Origin of the sequence: Methylotenera mobilis JLW8 (assembly GCF_000023705.1) — a bacterium.
GTDB classification, from domain to species: domain Bacteria; phylum Pseudomonadota; class Gammaproteobacteria; order Burkholderiales; family Methylophilaceae; genus Methylotenera; species Methylotenera mobilis.
The window spans coordinates 715,442-731,986 of record NC_012968.1 but is presented as its reverse complement, the minus strand read 5'-3'; the positions used below and the strand labels follow the sequence as shown (position 1 = coordinate 731,986).

The following is a 16,545-nucleotide window of genomic DNA, read 5'->3' as shown; positions in this document are numbered from 1 at the left end:
TCAGTACGTTAAGGTGAACAACAAGGTCAATTAAGATGAAAACAAATCGCCTAGACATCAATAGCTACCGCCAGCATCCTTAATCAATTTGACGATTTCAGTGTGCTGTCCCTTCAAGGCATAGACCAAGGCCGTTAATCCGTACTGATCTTTAGCTTTTACCTTTGCCTGATGGTCCAGGAGCAGTTTTACCATTTCCGCATCGCCGTTATCCACCGCGATATGTAGCAATGGCGTACCTTGTGAATCAAGGTTATTCACATTAGCGCCAGCCATAACCAGCACGCGCACCACCTCAATTTTTGCTTTTTTAACCGCCCATGTGAGCGCCGTCCACTTGGTTGAATCTTTTTGATTTACCTGAGCGCCATGTTTAAGTAAAAAATCTACGACTGGGGCGTACCCTTCACGCGCCGCAATCATCAAGGCGGTAATGCCAAAACTGTCTTGCATGCTGACATCGGCCTTGTTTTCTACCAGCACTTTTACGGTTTCCACATCGCCGCTTTTAGCTGCGTGCATTAATACCGTTTTGCCATCGTCACTTTTGATATTCACATCTGCGCCATGCTGCACCAGTAAAGCCACGGTAGCAGCATAACCAGAAGAGGCGGCTAAACCGAAAGCACTCCAACCGGCACCATCCCGCGCTGCAGAATCAGCACCTAACTCCAGCAATTTCTTAACCGTAGCCACATGGTTCTTTTTCGCCGCATACATTAAGGCGGTCCAAGCGTCGTTATCCTTGGCATTGATATTAGCACCCTTTGCAACAAGTGCAGCCACCACCTCCGCGTTGTCCTTGCGTGCAGCGTACATCAGTGCGGTGATACCCTCTTCATCCTTAATATTAGGGTTGGCGCCACTCGCCAACATGGCATTGACGGTCGCCACATCGCCTTTGGAAGCAGCAGTCAGCAAATAGGCAATATCTTCTGCAGCATAGGCCAGTGGCATTGCCAGTAAGCCTGTAAGCGTTAGGGTAAATAAGCGCATCGCCAATGTTTGCATAAGTTTCACTAAATTATCGCTCTCTAAATCCTAAATTATCGCGTTCTAAATCAAAGACTCTTCTGACGCATCGCTGCCAGCACAGCTTCACCCAAACCAGCAGGTGAACTTGCGACAACTGCGCCCGCCAATTCGAGTGCGCGAATCTTATCTGCCGCTTTACCGCTGCCGCCAGAAATAATCGCACCGGCATGACCCATACGTTTACCCGCAGGTGCTGTTTGTCCTGCGATATAAGCAGCAACAGGCTTACGCACATTGCTCTTAATAAATTCCGCCGCCGCTTCCTCATCAGAACCACCGATTTCGCCCACCATAATAATGGCTTCAGTTTCTGGGTCAGCTTCAAACATTTCTAAGCACTCGATAAAGTTAAGCCCTTTGATCGGATCGCCACCAATACCCACACAAGTACTTTGGCCTAAATTCAATGCAGTAGTTTGGTGTACAGCTTCATAAGTGAGCGTACCAGAACGTGATACCACGCCCACCTTGCCACGCAAGTGAATACTGCCAGGCATAATGCCGATTTTGCATTCGTCCGGGGTAATCACGCCTGGGCAGTTTGGCCCGATTAAGCGCGTGCCGTTGGCTTTCAGTGCCGCTTTTACATTCAGCATATCCAATACTGGGATGCCTTCAGTAATACAGATAATCAGCTCAATGCCGGCGTCACTTGCTTCTAAAATTGAATCTGCCGCGAATGCTGGCGGCACGTAAATTACGCTGGCATTGGCACCAGTGGTACGCACCGCATCACGCATGGTGTTGAATACTGGCAAACCTAAATGCAGTTGCCCACCCTTACCTGGAGTAACCCCACCCACCATTTGCGTGCCGTAAGCCAGCGCTTGTTCAGAGTGGAAAGTACCTTGTTTACCGGTAAACCCTTGGCATAACACTTTGGTATTTTTATTGACTAAGATACTCATGCTACCACCGCCTTAACTGCTTGCTGTGCAGCATCTGTTAACCCTTCAGCCGAAATAATATTCAACCCGCTTGTTTGTAACATTTTTTTACCTAAATCCACATTCGTACCTTCTAAACGCACAATCACAGGAATTTGCATACCGACTTCACGCACCGCCGTAATAATGCCCTCGGCGATAATATCGCAGCGCATAATGCCGCCAAAAATATTCACTAAAATCGCTTTCACATTGCTGTCAGCTAAAATAATTTTGAACGCTTTGGCTACGGTTTCTGCCGTTGCACCGCCACCCACGTCTAAAAAGTTAGCTGGCATGCCGCCGTGCAATTTAATTAAGTCCATCGTTGCCATCGCTAGGCCAGCACCGTTCACCATACAGCCGATATTACCGTTAAGTGCGATGTAGTTTAAGCCTGCATGATGCGCGACTGCCTCTTTGCTATCTTCCTGACTCCAATCACGTTGTTCAGCTAACGCTTTTTGGCGATACAAAGCGTTGTCGTCCACACTCATTTTGCAATCTAGAGCATAGAGCTTGCCATCAGTAGTGACCACTAATGGGTTGATCTCCAACAAGGCTAAATCATTATCTTTAAATAAGCGGTACAAGCCTTTTAACAACTTGGTAAACGCGCCAATTTGGTCTCCGCTTAAATCAAGCTTAAATGCTAGGTTACGGGCTTGGAAGTCGACTAGGCCATTCAGTGGATCGCAGACCTCTTGCAGGATTTTTTCCGGACTAGTGTGCGCGATTTCTTCAATATCCATGCCGCCGGCTACTGACGCCACCACTACCACGCGCTCCAAGGTTCTATCTACCAGCATAGATAAATACAACTCACGTGCAATAGGTAGCGTTTCTTCAACCAACACCTGATTCACAGGCTGCCCATCTGGTGCATTCTGATAAGTAACTAGCGTTTTACCTAACAACTCACCCGCCACGTTCTGCGCTTCAGCGGCAGATTTCACCACTTTCACGCCGCCTGCTTTACCACGGCCGCCAGCATGTACTTGGGCTTTCACCACCCAGCCATCGCTAGCGATTTCGGTAGTCACGCCTACGGTTTCTTTGGCAACCGCAACAACCTGACCGCGCGGCACAGGAATGCCGTATTTTTGAAGTAGTGTTTTCGCTTGATACTCATGCAAATTCATAAAAATAGCTCGATTTAAAGGTTATGCACATTTTCTCGCAATTCAGAGAAATGCGCTAGAGAAACAAGGAATAAGTGAGCGAACGGAATGAAGTGCCAGGCGCACGGAACACAGAAACCAGGATAGTATGTAGTATACCGCGAGGTTGCGACAACCTTTGGTTGCAGTGTATGCTAACTCGCAATGCGATGTTAAGCCACTGGAAGTGGCGGCCGAAACCAAAAAACCGCGCAACGAAGCAATTCGCCCACGTCTCCATTTACTCGGTGTTTCTTGGCAAAGTAATGTAAATGGATGCCATTAATGAAGTAGATAGTCGCGTGTATAATGCAACTTTACGTTCAGATTGTTTACTTATGCGTTTAGTTGTTCAAGGCAAAGCCATTACTTTTGCACATTTAGCTCATATTCATCAACTCTGCGCCTCGAGCGTGCAATTTGTTCAAATCGCGCAACATGGTTACTACCTAGCCAACCAATCTGAAATAAACCCATCGGTTCAGCAGTTTTGCGCCGAACAGCAAATTGATTGCGCATACGTAGAAAACGACCAGCTGATCCAACACTTTGGCTTATGCGTGATGGACATGGACTCTACGCTGATCAGCATTGAATGTATTGATGAAATTGCAGACATGGTCGGCTTAAAACCGCAAGTGGCAGCCATTACCGAGCGCGCAATGCAAGGCGAACTGGATTTTGCACAAAGCCTGCGCGAGCGCGTAGCACTGCTTGAGGGTTTACATGAGTCTGACCTGATGCGTGTACTGAACGAACGCCTACAGCTCAACCCAGGCGCCCAGCAATGGATAGATAACTGCAAAGCAAATAACATCACCACCTTATTGGTTTCGGGCGGCTTTAACTTTTTTGCCGACCGCGTGAAGGCTATGTTAGGCCTGGATTATGCGGTTGCCAACACCCTTGAAATTATCGATGGCAAACTCACTGGTAAGATTTTAGGCAATATTGTAGACGCGCAAACTAAAGCAGATGAGTTAGTAAAGCTGCGTGACCGTTTAGGCCTAAGCGCGACTCAGACCATCGCCATTGGCGACGGTGCCAATGACCTGAAAATGATGTCAGTGGCTGGTGTAGGCGTAGCTTACCATGCCAAGCCAGTAGTGCAAGCACAGGCTACCTATGCACTCAACCACATGGGTTTGGATGGCGTCGTTAATCTATTTGCCAGCTAGCAAGATTACAACAGCGCCAACTCGGCCTCAGTAAAACCCGCTTGGCGCCTAGCTTCTAAATTAAAAGGCTTGCGCAAGGTTGGCGCACTGTACTGCTCCGCCAATGCCGCATAGGTTGCTATCGGTTCTAGCTCACGTTGAGTACACAGCCAATTAAACCAAACATTGCCAATCGCCACGTGGCCAATCTCGTCACGCAGGATAATATCCAAGATTCCCGCCATGGCAACATCGCCAATCTGCGCAAATTTATTTCGCAACGCGGGGCTGGCATCTAAGCCACGCGCCTCCATAGTACGCGGCACCAATGCCATTCTAGCCAGCACATCGTCTTGCGTGCGCTCCACCATTTCCCACAGGCTATTATGGCCAGTGAGATCACCATATTGATAACCCAAGGTTTCTAGATGCGCATTCAACAAACCAAAATGATAAGCCTCTTCAGCGGCTACTTTTAACCAATCCACGTAATACTGCTGCGGCATACCAGCAAAGCGCCAAACCGCATCCAATGCCAGATTGATCGCATTAAACTCAATATGTGCCAAGGCGTGAATCAAACCGGCACGACCCTCCTCGGTACGCATGGAGCGTTTACCAACCTCTAACGGGGAAACTAACAGCGGACGTTCTGGGCGTCCCGGAATCGGCTGCGTAGATACTAGCTCACGCTCGTTATCCAGCAGCAGCGTACCAGATTGCCACGATTGATAAAGTGCAGTGACTGCACTCGTTTTATTTGTTAGCTGACAATCAGCCAAGCAACTCAACGCTGCCTGCCTTAATTCCTGCATTGATGCTTTCCGTTCATTCAATCTCTTTAGTCTAGGTTGGACTTGTTAATCTAGACTGCATTTAGCCTATACCCTTCAGCCTAGACTGTTAGTAATGGTGCGATGTCGCCGCTGGTTTAGCATGGTCCAACGGGATAAAGTCCAACTCGCCAGCTTTCATATCAGGCACTATTAAATAACGCTCATCTTTAGTAATGGCAATATCTGCCGCAGATTGGTAACCCGCTTTGAGCAGTTGCACATCGCCCATCAGATTCACGTTAAAGACTTTGCCATTTTTCCAATCACTCACAAACATCACGCCACTGGAGTGATGCACGACTCCATCGCCGCCACCAAAGCCCTCAGCCAAGTCAGTCAATGCGGCCGTGGCAGTATTTAAGCTATATAACACGCCTGAGGCAAAATCCACATAAATCAGGTTGTTACCGGTGTCATCCGCCAGCAAACCGTTCGGGGCTTTTACACGTGCATCTTGCGTATCTTTAATTAGCAACTTCACTTCACCGCGCGGCGTGATTTTATAAATTGCACCGCCTTTTCCGGTGTTAAATAAATCACCGCTATCGCTTACATACAAGTTGCCTTTTAAGTCCGCCTCTAAGTCATTCAAGAAAAGCGGCACATTCGGAAACGCTTCAGCAGGTACAAAAACGCTTGCCGAAGGGGTGGTTTCTTTAATGTTAACCTGAACTGTTTTGGTTTCTTTTATGCTGACATTATGTGTCGTGGCTTGTTTAATGCTGATTTTGAGTATCTTGGTTTTATCGGCTACGTATAAATAATCTCCGATAATCGCCAAGCCTTTAGGGTCATCTAAGCCGTTGGCAAATACGCTGATATTGCCAAGCGTGTCCACCACACTGATGCGACCATCGCCATCTTTACCAAACTCATTAATTTCGGAGATAAATATCCTGCCGTCTTTCGCCTGCACCACGGACTCTGGCGTTTTTAGGCCTGTGATTTTCTTAGTGGTGTAGCTCATGGTCGTTATGGCCTTTGTCGATTGGCAGCCTGCCATCAGTATGCCCGCCATCACCAACGCGCTTAATTTTATATATTGTTTTAACATGTTTATCCCAAAAATAACTGCGTTTATTATTCACGCGATTTACGACTAATGCGGCTTACTATTTACACACCCTGCACGCGCCCTCACTTAAAACGACATCACCCGTACTTTAGGCGTTGGAAACAGCGTCACCATACTGCACGGGGTATTGCTGACCTGTGCTGGCCCGCTCATATACGCTTGCAGTGTTTTATCTGCCTGCATTTTCGCTACAGCGTCATCCACAGCTAGCTTATATGCTTTTTCTATCCAAAATTCAGGCTTAATATTTAAAATGCCACGCACTTGCGAGCGTCCTACAACAGTAGCCAAATGCTCGCCCACACCTTTATAAGCACTAGCTTTTACTTCTGCGTAAAACAATTGGACTTGCGGGTTATAAAACAATTCTGGCTGTAGCCATAGCACAGCCTTGCCGGACTGGTTAGCATCACAAACATTCACATCATGATAGGCGGCAGTGAGCTTGGACATGGCAATTTTTTCAACGAGAGGCCCTTGGTAAAACCAGTAATCCTGGTAAGGGCTCCACAGTTTGATAGGGTTGTTATAATCCACGGGCTGAATATACATCAGTAACTTAGATGTCACTTTAGTATCAGCCGGCTCGGCCGCATAAGCGTTAACGCTAGCACCTATGGCTAACAACGCAACTAATTTAATTACATTCATTTTCATTCAGCTTTTCCTACTTCGTTTTATAACTAATACGGTAGATGATATTAGCTTTATCATCCGATACATAAAGCGCACCGTCCGCCCCAACCAAAACATCAACAGGTCGGCCCCACGCTTCTTGGTTAGATAGCCATCCGATTGCAAAGTCTTCCACAGCCTGCGGCTCATTGGCCTTGAATTTTACTCTAATTAACTGATAACCTGCGGGCTGTTTGCGGTTCCAGGAGCCATGCAGCGCCACAATCGCATCTGCCTTATAAGCTGACGGCCAATTGGTTTTGTCTAAAAAGGTAATCCCAATAGGTGTGGTATGCGCCCTAAAACTCACTGCAGGTGCTTGTGTAGTACCACAAAAACCAGCAGCGCCCTTAAAGTTAGGGTCCTCAAACTGCGTACCAATCTCCTTACTGCCACCCCAGCAATGCGGCCAGCCATAGTGCTTAGCTGCCTCTATCTTGTTTAAGTGCTCAGGTGGCAGCTCGTCGTTCACCGCACCACCCTGCGTGCCACTGCGGTTATCCGCACCATTATTAGTTGCATACATAGCGCCGGTTACCGGGTGCCATGCATACCCTTGTGAGTTACGTAAGCCACGGGCATATATTGCTGATTGCTGGTGACGTCCCAGGGTAGTTAATGCACCTGCAGGTTTGCCCTCTACCGTGTATCTGAGCATAGTTGCCCGAGTTGGTTCGTTTTCTATACAAACATTGCAGCTAGAACCCACATTAATATACAAAAATCCATCCGGCCCTAACCGAATGTTTTTAAGGGTGTGCCCGCCAGTAGGCAGGTTGGTGATAAACGCCTGCGGTTTAGACCAGCGTTCGCGTTCAGGGCTGATTTTCACGACGCCGTCTTGGTTGGCGATTAACAAACTGTCACCAACAAAGGCTAGCCCTTGCGGCGCGTTTAGATTTTGCACAAGGCTCACCACCTCATCGGCAACGCCATCATGGTTACGATCCGGCAACATGAGCACACTATTGCTGCCAAGCGCCGACACATAAAGTTCCCCCTTGGCATCTAATGCCATCATTCTGGGGGCAGACAACTGCGCACCGCCTTTGGTATTAAAATCTGCGAACACCTCGATTTTAAAGTCATCCGGCAAGCGAATACTGGACAAATCAGCGGCGAACACTGGTCGCGCCGCAAATAGCATCAGGCCTGTAAGTAATACTATATGAAGTTTTTTAACTGTAGAAATCACAACTCCCCCAAAGATGATGCGTTTTTAATTTTCGTCTCACACTACAGAAGGAACTGCTCACTTTAAAAATATGGAACGGGTCGTTGAACGAGGTGCAGTGCAAAACGCACGGAACGCAGGAGCCGAGATAGTATGCAATTACGGCGAGCTTACGATTACTGCGCAATTCGCCTGTACAGACACATATGCCGTTTCGTCCTTAGTTCCGTACTTTCCCTAGCTCCGTATTTTTTCCAACTCAAAGCTACCCTTAGGTTAATACATCCGACCATATATTATGTGCCCAAGCTTTGGCATAAGCGCCCTCTTTATCTGAAGGCGCAAGCGAAACCCCGCCGCCTTCGGCCGACACCATAATCTTTTTGGCAGCATCGTAGCGGTACACATTAGCTACATGCATGGCCTGTTTATCATCTACAAAGCTGTAGCAAGTGTTGGCAAACACCGGTGCAGTATCTGGACTTCTCCCCTGCATCAATTCCACAATCGCACTCGCGCAAACACGCGCCTGTGAGGTTGCCATATGTGCAGACTTAGGCAAGCCTGACGCCACGCTATCCCCCACCACATGTACATTCGGCACTAATTTAGACTCGTAACTTAAAAAATCAACATCGCACCACGGATATTCAGATGCGAGCAAATGTGCCATCTGCGCTGGCTTGCCTGCCCGCTGCGGCGGTATTACATTCAGTACATCGGCCTTCACCTGTTCAAACTCGGTAGCCACGGTTTTAGTTGACACATCCACCGAAGCGATGTCGCTATTGGGGCGGTAATCAATCATACCGGCATAATTACTGGCCCACACTTTAGTAAACAAGCCTTTTTTAGATACAATTTCGGCGTTCGCATCCAGCACGATGATCTTACTTTTAGGTTTATTCGCCTTCAGATAATAAGCGACCTGGCAGATACGTTCATAAGGCCCAGGTGGGCAACGGTATGGTGCTTTGGGGATAGTGATGACAAACACACCGCCATCGGGCATAGCTTCCAACTGCTGACGCAGATTAACGGTCTGCCAGCCTGCTTTCCATGCGTGTGGAACCTGCTTTTGCGCTTCTGCACTTTGCAGTTGTAGCAGGCGGTCATAAATAAAATCCACACCCGGTGCCACAATCAAGCGGTCGTAGTTGATTTCGCCGCGCTGCATGGTTACCTTTTTAGCATCGGTATCAACCGCAGTCACGCTATCTTGCACCCACCGTATGCCATGATGTTTTTGTAATAGATCATAGCCAAATGTCAGGTCATTAATTTGCTGACTGCCGCCCAACACCAAATTACTCAGTGGGCAGGATACAAACTGTGGTGATGGTTCAATCACCACCACTTCAATACTACCCATACTCCACATACGAATATATTTAGCGGCACTGGTACCAGCATAGCCGCCGCCAATGACTACCACACGTCCAATCGGCGGCTTTTTTCCCATCGCGATTGCATGTGGGGCAAACGCCAAGGCACCGATGACGCCCACCGTTTTAATAAAATCACGGCGATTAAAGTCAGTTATATGATTACTCATCCTGCACCGCCTTTAGTTTTTGTGGTTCCGGCATGGTGTGCTGCTCAGGTTTTTGCCGTGAGAAATAATCTGCAAGCTGCTTAATTTCATCCAGAGTTAAGCCGCTCGCGTGGCGGTGCATCACCGTGGCTGGGCGCACACCTTTACGGAAATCAAGTAAACGCTGCTCTATGTAGGCTTTATCCAGCCCGGCAAGCGTGGTGGCATCAAACTCGGCTTTGGTTTTTACCGCGTTACCATTGGTGCCATGGCATGCTGCACAAGAGGCTGCCAACGTTCGGGTATGCAATCCCTGCCCTGCATAAACAAAATCCTCAGCAGCCTTGCCCGGTATGGGCAAAACAACTGAGGATATCAGTATAAAATTTAGAATAAATGTTTTCATGGGCTCTTCATCAAGTTAGAAACACCACTACAATTAATCAAACTTACAATCGTCAAACCTACAACCAGACTATCTTGGCACCCGCGTCTAAACGGCCAGTGCCAAGAAGCAGATTTAAGTGATTAGAAACACTTCTCTTCTAAACAGCCATCATCTCGCACACCAAGTGATGTAAGCAACTCTACCATTTTGGTGTTACCTTCATCACGGATAGCACGAATAATAGAAACATCAGCACGCATTTTAATATTCACATCAGCGCCTTTAGCTGCCAGCAATTTAACCAAATCACTATAACCACCGAATGCCGCCATATGGAAAGCTGTGTTTTTGCTGATTGGGTGTTGATAGTTCAAGTCAGCACCACGCTCAATCAATAGCTCAACCACTTTAAGCTGGCCTTTGGCTGCGGCAATTTGCAAAGCAGACCAACCGAAGAACTTGTCATTTGGTTTTGCATCAGTATCCAAATACTTTTTAACGAGCTTTACATTACCATCACGCAAAGCCTCTGTATAACGCATATGGTCATCATCGTTCAGCTCTGCCATAGATGCGATTGGGTAAAAAAAGGCTAATGCTAAAACCAGTGTTCTAAAAAAATTCATACTGCTTTTCTCCAAAGTCATTTATTAAAATTTATTTTGTCACTATTCAAACCGCACAGACCAAAACAATGATTGTTAATGTCTGTTTAAAGCCATTACTAACAGAGCCTTAGCTACTTAACGCATAGTTTAAGCAATGTATTTTCTAGCATTGCGGAACATACGAATCCAAGCACTATCTTCAGCATCTTCGCAACGTTGCCATGTGTTTTGCACGTTACGAATCACACGTTCAGGATGTGGCATCATAATACTAAAACGCCCATCCGTGCTGGTTAATCCGGTAACCCCTTGCGGTGAACCGTTAGGGTTAAACGGATACACCTCTGTAGGTGCTGATGCATGATCGATAAAACGCATTGTTACTAATTTTTGTGCCAACAGTTCATTGACAGCATTAGGCTGAGAAAATTCCGCGAAACCTTCACCATGTGCTACCGCAATCGGCATTTTGCTGCCAGCCATGCCATTAAAGAAGATAGATGGGGATGCCAACACTTCCACCATACCAAGGCGTGCTTCAAATTGCTCTGATTTATTTTTCACAAAATGTGGCCAATGTGCCGCGCCTGGAATCAACTCGCGCAGGTTACTCATCATTTGACAGCCGTTACACACACCAAGTGCAAAGCTATCTTGGCGATCAAAGAACGCAGAGAACTCATCACGTGCACGCGCATTAAACAAGATGGATTTAGCCCAACCCTCACCCGCGCCCAATACATCACCATAAGAGAAGCCACCGCAAGCCACCACACCAGCAAAGTCTTTGAGTGAAACACGGCCAGCAATAATATCGCTCATATGCACGTCAAACGCGGCAAAACCAGCACGGTCAAACGATGCAGCCATTTCCACATGGCCGTTCACGCCTTGCTCACGCAAGATTGCCATTTTCGGGCGCGCACCGGTTGCAATGTATGGCGCAGCAATATTTTCACTTGGGTTAAAAGTTAGCTCTGCAAACAAACCACGATCAGCGTCGTTCAACAATCTGTCGTATTCTTGCTGTGCGCTTACTGGGTTATCACGCAGCTTTTGCATTTGGTAAGTCGTTTCAGACCACATACGATGCAAGTTAATGCGCGTATCAGCAAACACTACTTGGCCGTTGTGTTTGATTTCAATTTGGTTAGCGGTGGTCACTTCGGCCACTACATGTGCCAAACCGTTAAACTGAGCAAGCACGGCTTGCGTATCTTCTGCACGCACTTGAATCACAGCACCCAACTCTTCGTTGTATAGTGCTTCTACCAAGTAGCCAGGCAGGCTAGATACATCTACGTTCAAACCACAATGACCCGCAAACGCCATCTCTACCAAGGTTGTAAATAAACCGCCGTCAGAACGGTCATGGTAGGCCATAATCTTGCCGGATTTATTCAACTGTTGAATCGTGTTGAAGAAATGTTTCAGTTGGTTTGCGTCATCAACATCTGGCGCAACGTTGCCCACTTCACCGTAAACCTGCGCTAGGCTTGAGCCACCCATGCGGTTTTTGCCAGCACCCAAATCAATTAAAATCAATTGTGATGCAACACCGGTTTGCAACTGTGGGGTTAAGGTTTTACGCGCATCTGGCGTAGCAGCAAACGCGGTCACCACCAATGAAATTGGTGAGGTCACCGCTTTGTTTTCACCGTCATCATTCCATACGGTTTTCATACTCATCGAGTCTTTACCCACTGGGATGCTTACACCCAGTTGCGGACACAATTCCATACCCACTGCTTTTACCGTGGCAAACAATGCAGCGTCTTCGCCAACGTGGCCTGCAGGCGCCATCCAGTTTGCTGAAAGTTTTAAATCGCTGATGTCGTCAATCAAACTAGCGGCGATATTGGTGATAGATTCACCAATTGCCATACGGCCAGAAGCCGGTGCATTCACCAAAGCTAATGGCGCTTTTTCACCAATCGCAAACGCTTCACCACGGTAAGTTTCGTAGCCAGCTAACGTCACACCAACGTCAGCCACTGGCACTTGCCATGGGCCAACCATTTGCTCACGTGCTACCAAGCCGGTCACAGAACGGTCGCCAATGGTAATCAAGAATGTTTTATCTGCAACGCCCGGCAAACGTAATACGCGTGCTGCAGCGTCTTTTAAATCTATCTTGCTTGCGTCAAATGCTTTTAGCACTGGTGCGGCGCTTTTTACGTCACGCGTCATTTTTGGCGGTTTGCCGAGCAATACAGATAAGTCCATATCCACTGGCTTGTTTTCAAAATGACTATCCGCCACGGTTAGATGACGATCTTCTGTGGCGTAGCCCACCACCGCATAAGGGCAGCGCTCACGTGCACAAATCTCTTTAAAGCGTGGTAAGTCTTCTTGCGCAATCGCCATTACGTAGCGTTCTTGCGCCTCGTTGCTCCACAATTCACGTGGTGACATGCCTGGCTCTTCGTTATTCACATCGCGCAATTGGAAAATTGCGCCTACACCAGCATCATTCACCAACTCTGGGAACGCATTAGAAATACCACCCGCGCCTACGTCATGAATACTTAAAATCGGGTTGTCTTCACCTAGCTGCCAGCAGCGGTCAATTACCTCTTGTGCTCTACGCTCAAGCTCAGGGTTGCCACGTTGCACAGAGTCAAAGTCTAAGTTCTCTACATTGCTGCCGGTATCCATACTAGAAGCCGCACCACCGCCCAAGCCAATCAACATTGCTGGGCCGCCTAATTGAATCAATGCAGCACCCGGTGGAATTGGGTTCTTTTTAGAGTGTTGTGCAGAAATATTACCAATACCACCTGCCAACATAATTGGCTTATGGTAACCACGCACTTCGGTATTGCCGCTTGCACTTGGCGCTTCAATTTCTAAAGTACGGAAATAACCGGTAATGTTAGGACGACCAAACTCGTTGTTATAAGCCGCGCCGCCTAATGGGCCATCCACCATAATCTGTAATGGTGAAGCAATACGGTTAGGCTTACCGTAAGCGTCTGATTCCCAAGGCTGGGTAAAGTTAGGGATATTCAAGTTAGATACTGAGAAGCCAGTCAAACCTGCTTTAGGTTTAGAACCGCTACCGGTTGCACCTTCATCACGAATCTCACCGCCAGCACCCGTTGCCGCACCCGCAAATGGAGAAATTGCCGTTGGGTGGTTATGGGTTTCCACCTTCATCAAGAAGTGCATGTCTTCTTCAACAAAGCGGTAAGCACCATTTTCTGCTGGGTAAAAACGTTTGGTTGGCTCGTTCGCTTGCTGACCCGCCACAATAGAAGCGTTGTCAGAATACGCCACTACAGTTGCACCTGGGTTCAACTTGTGCGTATTGCGGATCATGCCAAACAGTGAAAACTCTTGCTGCTCGCCATCAATCACCCAATCTGCATTAAAGATTTTATGACGGCAATGCTCTGAGTTTGCTTGCGCGAACATCATCAACTCAACATCGGTTGGGTTGCGTTGCATTCTGGTGTAGTTATCAAACAGATAATCCACTTCATCTGGTGACAAGGCCAAACCCATTTCGTTATTAGCTTGGTTAAGCGCCGCTTTACCGCCTTGCAATACATCAATGGTGCTTAATGGTTTAGGGGTATCAGTGTGGAATAACTTGCCCGCGTCTTGCTTGTTGGCAAATACGCTTTCAGTCATACGGTCATGAATCAAGGGCAACAGTAATTGACGCTCATTGGCGGTTAAAGGCTGACCACTCTTGGTTTGCACATAGTAAGCAATACCGCGCTCTACGCGCTGCACTTCAGGCAAACCACAGTGCTGCACGATATCAGTCGCACGCGATGCCCAAGGCGAAATCGTACCCACACGTGGCAATACCAAAATAAACTCGCCGTTCGGCTCTTCAGCCTGCATACTTGGGCCGTAGGTCAAAATCTGGTTTAGTGTGTTTTCTTGCTGGGCTGTTAACGCGCCATCTACCCATACAAAATGCCAGAACTCAGCGTAAATATGACCAATGTTCGGGCATATTTCATTCAATTTATTTTGAATTTTTTCAATTCTGAAAGGTGATAAAGCAGCGCTGCCTCGCAGGCTGATCATTTGTGTGTTTGGATTAGATTGGCTCATTAAACTCAGCTAAATATCAAGGACAAGAATAAACCGAGATTTTAACAGATTAGCGCGTGTTAAGTCGCTAATCTGTCTGGCAAATTAATCAAGATATTTTGAGCACAGACATTTCAAGCCAAGGTCTTTTGAATATGCTACACAAAGCCGCTCACCTGTCACACAAAGGTAAAGCTTGATGAGTCATTAGCTTTGGCTAGTGAGCCACTGACGACGCCAAAAGATAGTGAGCATCACCAGCGCGATACTCAGCATTAAGCCCATTGCCCACCAAAAGCCGTCTTTATCGGCCAGCCACGGCATCTCATGAAAGTTCATGCCGAAGATACCGGCAATTAAAGTCGCTGGCATAAACAGCATGGCTACCACAGTTAAGGCGCGCACTTCTAGGTTAACACGCTGGCTCACGCTCGCCATGTAAATATCCATCATGCCGCTTAATGCATCGCGAATTGATTCCAGCGACTCAATAAAACTCACCGTGTGGTCGTACACATCACGCAGGTACGGCATGGTGGTGGGTTTAAAGAAATCATTTTCATTACGGCTTAAGGTATTAATCACCTCACGTAGTGGCCACACCGCGCGACGCAACTCTATACTCACATGCTTAAGCTGGTGAATCGCATGCAGCTCGGTATTGGTTGGCTTATGTAGCAACACCTCTTCCAGCGCCTCGCTCGCATCACCCACCGCTTCCAGCACGCTAAAGTATTTATCCACCACGCTATCCAGCAAGGCATAGGCTAAGTAATCCACGCCCAGCTCACGAATATGCGCACGGCTTACGCGCATGCGTGTACGCACCGGCTCAAAATTACCGGTAGCGCGCTCTTGAAACGTCAGCAAGTAATCACGCCCCAACACAAAACTCACCTGCTCGGAATCCATCGTCATTGCGGCTTGGTCGTAGCGGAAACAACGTGTTTCTAAAAACACATAATCATCAAACTCATCTACTTTTGGGCGCTGCTCGGTATTGAGAATATCTTCCTGCACCAATGGGTGTAAATGGAATAAATCGCCAATTTGCTTAATCAGTGCGGCATCATGCACGCCGTGCACATTCAGCCAAACCTTTTTGCCGGCTTTGCTATAGTCAGTGAGTTTAAAGTTGGCAAGCGCTTCAGCACTTAATATTTGCTCAGTTAATTCAGCCGCGTCATAAATCATCACGCTCACAATCGGCTTAGCCAGTTGCGCAGCATTGGCATCCATACTGCCCACATAAACGAGCGAGCCCGGCGCCATCCCGATTTTTTTAGAGAGTTGTTTTTTGGATTTACGCGGACGGGATTTTTTCATCTTCAATCCTGATGTAAAGGTTAACCTGCTCGCGTGGTGAAGGCTTCACCAATCGCCATAAAAGCACCGCCCGCAACATGATGAATTGTGCGCAAGTCATCAAAGCCTTCAAAATGCCAGCGACCATCACTAAACACGCGCTCATCCGCATGAGCCGCCACTACCTCGACTAAGAATAAATCATACGTATTTTGAATATGCGGCTCAGGAATCAACTTGCACTCCAGCCACGCCACACACCCCTCAAGCAAAGGTGCATCAATCTTGCTAGCAGCAAAGGTAGGTAAATCAAATGCGGCAAACTTATTGTCCGGTTGCTTACCTAAGAGCTCACGGCCAGAGCTAGCGCCCACCCGCACTACCATCTCTGCTTGCGCACGACACGGTACGTTAATGGCAAAGGTGCCAGAAGCTTCAATTAACTCACGCGTGTAGGTACTTTTATCAATAACAATAGCGATTTTAGGTGGGTCGAAATCCAGTGGCATATTCCATGCGGCTGCCATCACGTTGATTTGAGTACCGTGGCGGGTAGAAACCAATACGGTTGGGCCGTGGTTTAGGAGGCGGTAGGCTTGAGTTAGGTTAATTGAGGTCAATT

At 47.6% G+C, this 16,545-nt stretch carries 14 protein-coding genes; 1 reads left to right on the top strand and 13 read right to left on the bottom strand.

Annotated features, from left to right (window positions below; all coding sequences use genetic code 11):
• Nucleotides 1-57 precede the first annotated feature (57 nt).
• The 3 genes from MMOL_RS03460 to sucC are packed head-to-tail and all read right to left on the bottom strand — an operon-like array spanning nt 58 to nt 3,103.
• Nucleotides 58-1,011, bottom strand: coding sequence for an ankyrin repeat domain-containing protein (locus tag MMOL_RS03460; protein WP_015831625.1), 954 nt, complete (start codon nt 1,009-1,011; stop codon nt 58-60).
• Nucleotides 1,012-1,061: 50 nt separating this feature from the next.
• Nucleotides 1,062-1,943, bottom strand: coding sequence for a succinate--CoA ligase subunit alpha (gene sucD / locus MMOL_RS03455; RefSeq protein WP_015831624.1), 882 nt, complete (start codon nt 1,941-1,943; stop codon nt 1,062-1,064).
• Nucleotides 1,940-3,103 carry an ADP-forming succinate--CoA ligase subunit beta gene (gene sucC, locus MMOL_RS03450; protein ID WP_015831623.1) on the bottom strand — a complete coding sequence of 388 codons (1,164 nt, stop codon included), beginning with the start codon at nt 3,101-3,103 and terminating at the stop codon, nt 1,940-1,942. Before sucC ends, sucD begins: the two co-directional genes overlap by 4 nt.
• A 356-nt stretch (nt 3,104-3,459) precedes the next feature.
• On the opposite strand from sucC, the gene serB reads away from it, so the two are divergent.
• Nucleotides 3,460-4,299, top strand: a complete 840-nt coding sequence (gene serB, locus MMOL_RS03445) for a phosphoserine phosphatase SerB (RefSeq protein WP_041928668.1) — start codon at nt 3,460-3,462, stop codon at nt 4,297-4,299.
• 5 nt (nt 4,300-4,304) lie between these two features.
• Here serB and MMOL_RS03440 read toward each other — a convergent pair whose 3' ends face one another.
• The 10 genes from MMOL_RS03440 to MMOL_RS03395 form a co-directional block, all read right to left on the bottom strand.
• Nucleotides 4,305-5,093 (bottom strand): ferritin-like domain-containing protein, encoded by a 789-nt coding sequence (locus MMOL_RS03440; RefSeq protein ID WP_015831621.1) that lies wholly within the window; start codon nt 5,091-5,093, stop codon nt 4,305-4,307.
• Between the two features lie 88 nt (nt 5,094-5,181).
• Entirely contained in the window at nt 5,182-6,168 is a 987-nt protein-coding gene (locus MMOL_RS03435; protein ID WP_015831620.1) for an SMP-30/gluconolactonase/LRE family protein, read from the bottom strand.
• An 87-nt stretch (nt 6,169-6,255) separates the two neighbouring features.
• Nucleotides 6,256-6,846, bottom strand: coding sequence for a hypothetical protein (locus tag MMOL_RS03430; RefSeq protein ID WP_015831619.1), 591 nt, complete (start codon nt 6,844-6,846; stop codon nt 6,256-6,258).
• Nucleotides 6,847-6,856: 10 nt separating this feature from the next.
• Entirely contained in the window at nt 6,857-8,059 is a 1,203-nt protein-coding gene (locus MMOL_RS03425) for a PQQ-dependent sugar dehydrogenase (RefSeq protein WP_015831618.1), read from the bottom strand.
• Nucleotides 8,060-8,309: 250 nt separating this feature from the next.
• Entirely contained in the window at nt 8,310-9,593 is a 1,284-nt protein-coding gene (locus MMOL_RS03420; RefSeq protein WP_015831617.1) for an NAD(P)/FAD-dependent oxidoreductase, read from the bottom strand.
• Nucleotides 9,586-9,978, bottom strand: coding sequence for a c-type cytochrome (locus MMOL_RS03415; protein ID WP_015831616.1), 393 nt, complete (start codon nt 9,976-9,978; stop codon nt 9,586-9,588). The genes MMOL_RS03420 and MMOL_RS03415 overlap by 8 nt, the downstream gene beginning before the upstream one ends.
• Nucleotides 9,979-10,100: 122 nt before the next feature.
• Complete coding sequence (locus MMOL_RS03410; protein WP_015831615.1) at nt 10,101-10,586, bottom strand: ankyrin repeat domain-containing protein; 486 nt, start codon at nt 10,584-10,586, stop codon at nt 10,101-10,103.
• 129 nt (nt 10,587-10,715) lie between these two features.
• The gene (gene purL / locus MMOL_RS03405) at nt 10,716-14,639 is read right to left on the bottom strand and encodes a phosphoribosylformylglycinamidine synthase (protein ID WP_015831614.1); all 3,924 of its coding nucleotides are present in this window, start codon (nt 14,637-14,639) and stop codon (nt 10,716-10,718) included.
• A gap of 186 nt (nt 14,640-14,825) precedes the next feature.
• On the bottom strand, nt 14,826-15,944 hold the full coding sequence (gene corA, locus MMOL_RS03400; protein WP_015831613.1) for a magnesium/cobalt transporter CorA: 1,119 nt from the start codon (nt 15,942-15,944) through the stop codon (nt 14,826-14,828).
• A gap of 20 nt (nt 15,945-15,964) precedes the next feature.
• Nucleotides 15,965-16,543, bottom strand: coding sequence for a flavin reductase family protein (locus MMOL_RS03395; protein WP_015831612.1), 579 nt, complete (start codon nt 16,541-16,543; stop codon nt 15,965-15,967).
• Nucleotides 16,544-16,545 lie beyond the last annotated feature (2 nt).

Excerpts from the sequence above, each read along its gene's own strand:
- MMOL_RS03415 (WP_015831616.1), bottom strand. The coding sequence starts at position 9,978 with ATGAAAACATTTATTCTAAATTTTATACTGATATCCTCAGTTGTTTTG.
- sucC (WP_015831623.1), bottom strand. The coding sequence starts at position 3,103 with ATGAATTTGCATGAGTATCAAGCGAAAACACTACTTCAAAAATACGGC.
- MMOL_RS03430 (WP_015831619.1), bottom strand. The coding sequence starts at position 6,846 with ATGAAAATGAATGTAATTAAATTAGTTGCGTTGTTAGCCATAGGTGCT.
- corA (WP_015831613.1), bottom strand. The coding sequence starts at position 15,944 with ATGAAAAAATCCCGTCCGCGTAAATCCAAAAAACAACTCTCTAAAAAA.
- MMOL_RS03420 (WP_015831617.1), bottom strand. The coding sequence starts at position 9,593 with ATGAGTAATCATATAACTGACTTTAATCGCCGTGATTTTATTAAAACG.
- MMOL_RS03460 (WP_015831625.1), bottom strand. The coding sequence starts at position 1,011 with ATGCAAACATTGGCGATGCGCTTATTTACCCTAACGCTTACAGGCTTA.
- MMOL_RS03435 (WP_015831620.1), bottom strand. The coding sequence starts at position 6,168 with ATGTTAAAACAATATATAAAATTAAGCGCGTTGGTGATGGCGGGCATA.
- sucD (WP_015831624.1), bottom strand. The coding sequence starts at position 1,943 with ATGAGTATCTTAGTCAATAAAAATACCAAAGTGTTATGCCAAGGGTTT.
- MMOL_RS03410 (WP_015831615.1), bottom strand. The coding sequence starts at position 10,586 with ATGAATTTTTTTAGAACACTGGTTTTAGCATTAGCCTTTTTTTACCCA.
- MMOL_RS03440 (WP_015831621.1), bottom strand. The coding sequence starts at position 5,093 with ATGCAGGAATTAAGGCAGGCAGCGTTGAGTTGCTTGGCTGATTGTCAG.
- serB (WP_041928668.1), top strand. The coding sequence starts at position 3,460 with ATGCGTTTAGTTGTTCAAGGCAAAGCCATTACTTTTGCACATTTAGCT.
- purL (WP_015831614.1), bottom strand. The coding sequence starts at position 14,639 with ATGAGCCAATCTAATCCAAACACACAAATGATCAGCCTGCGAGGCAGC.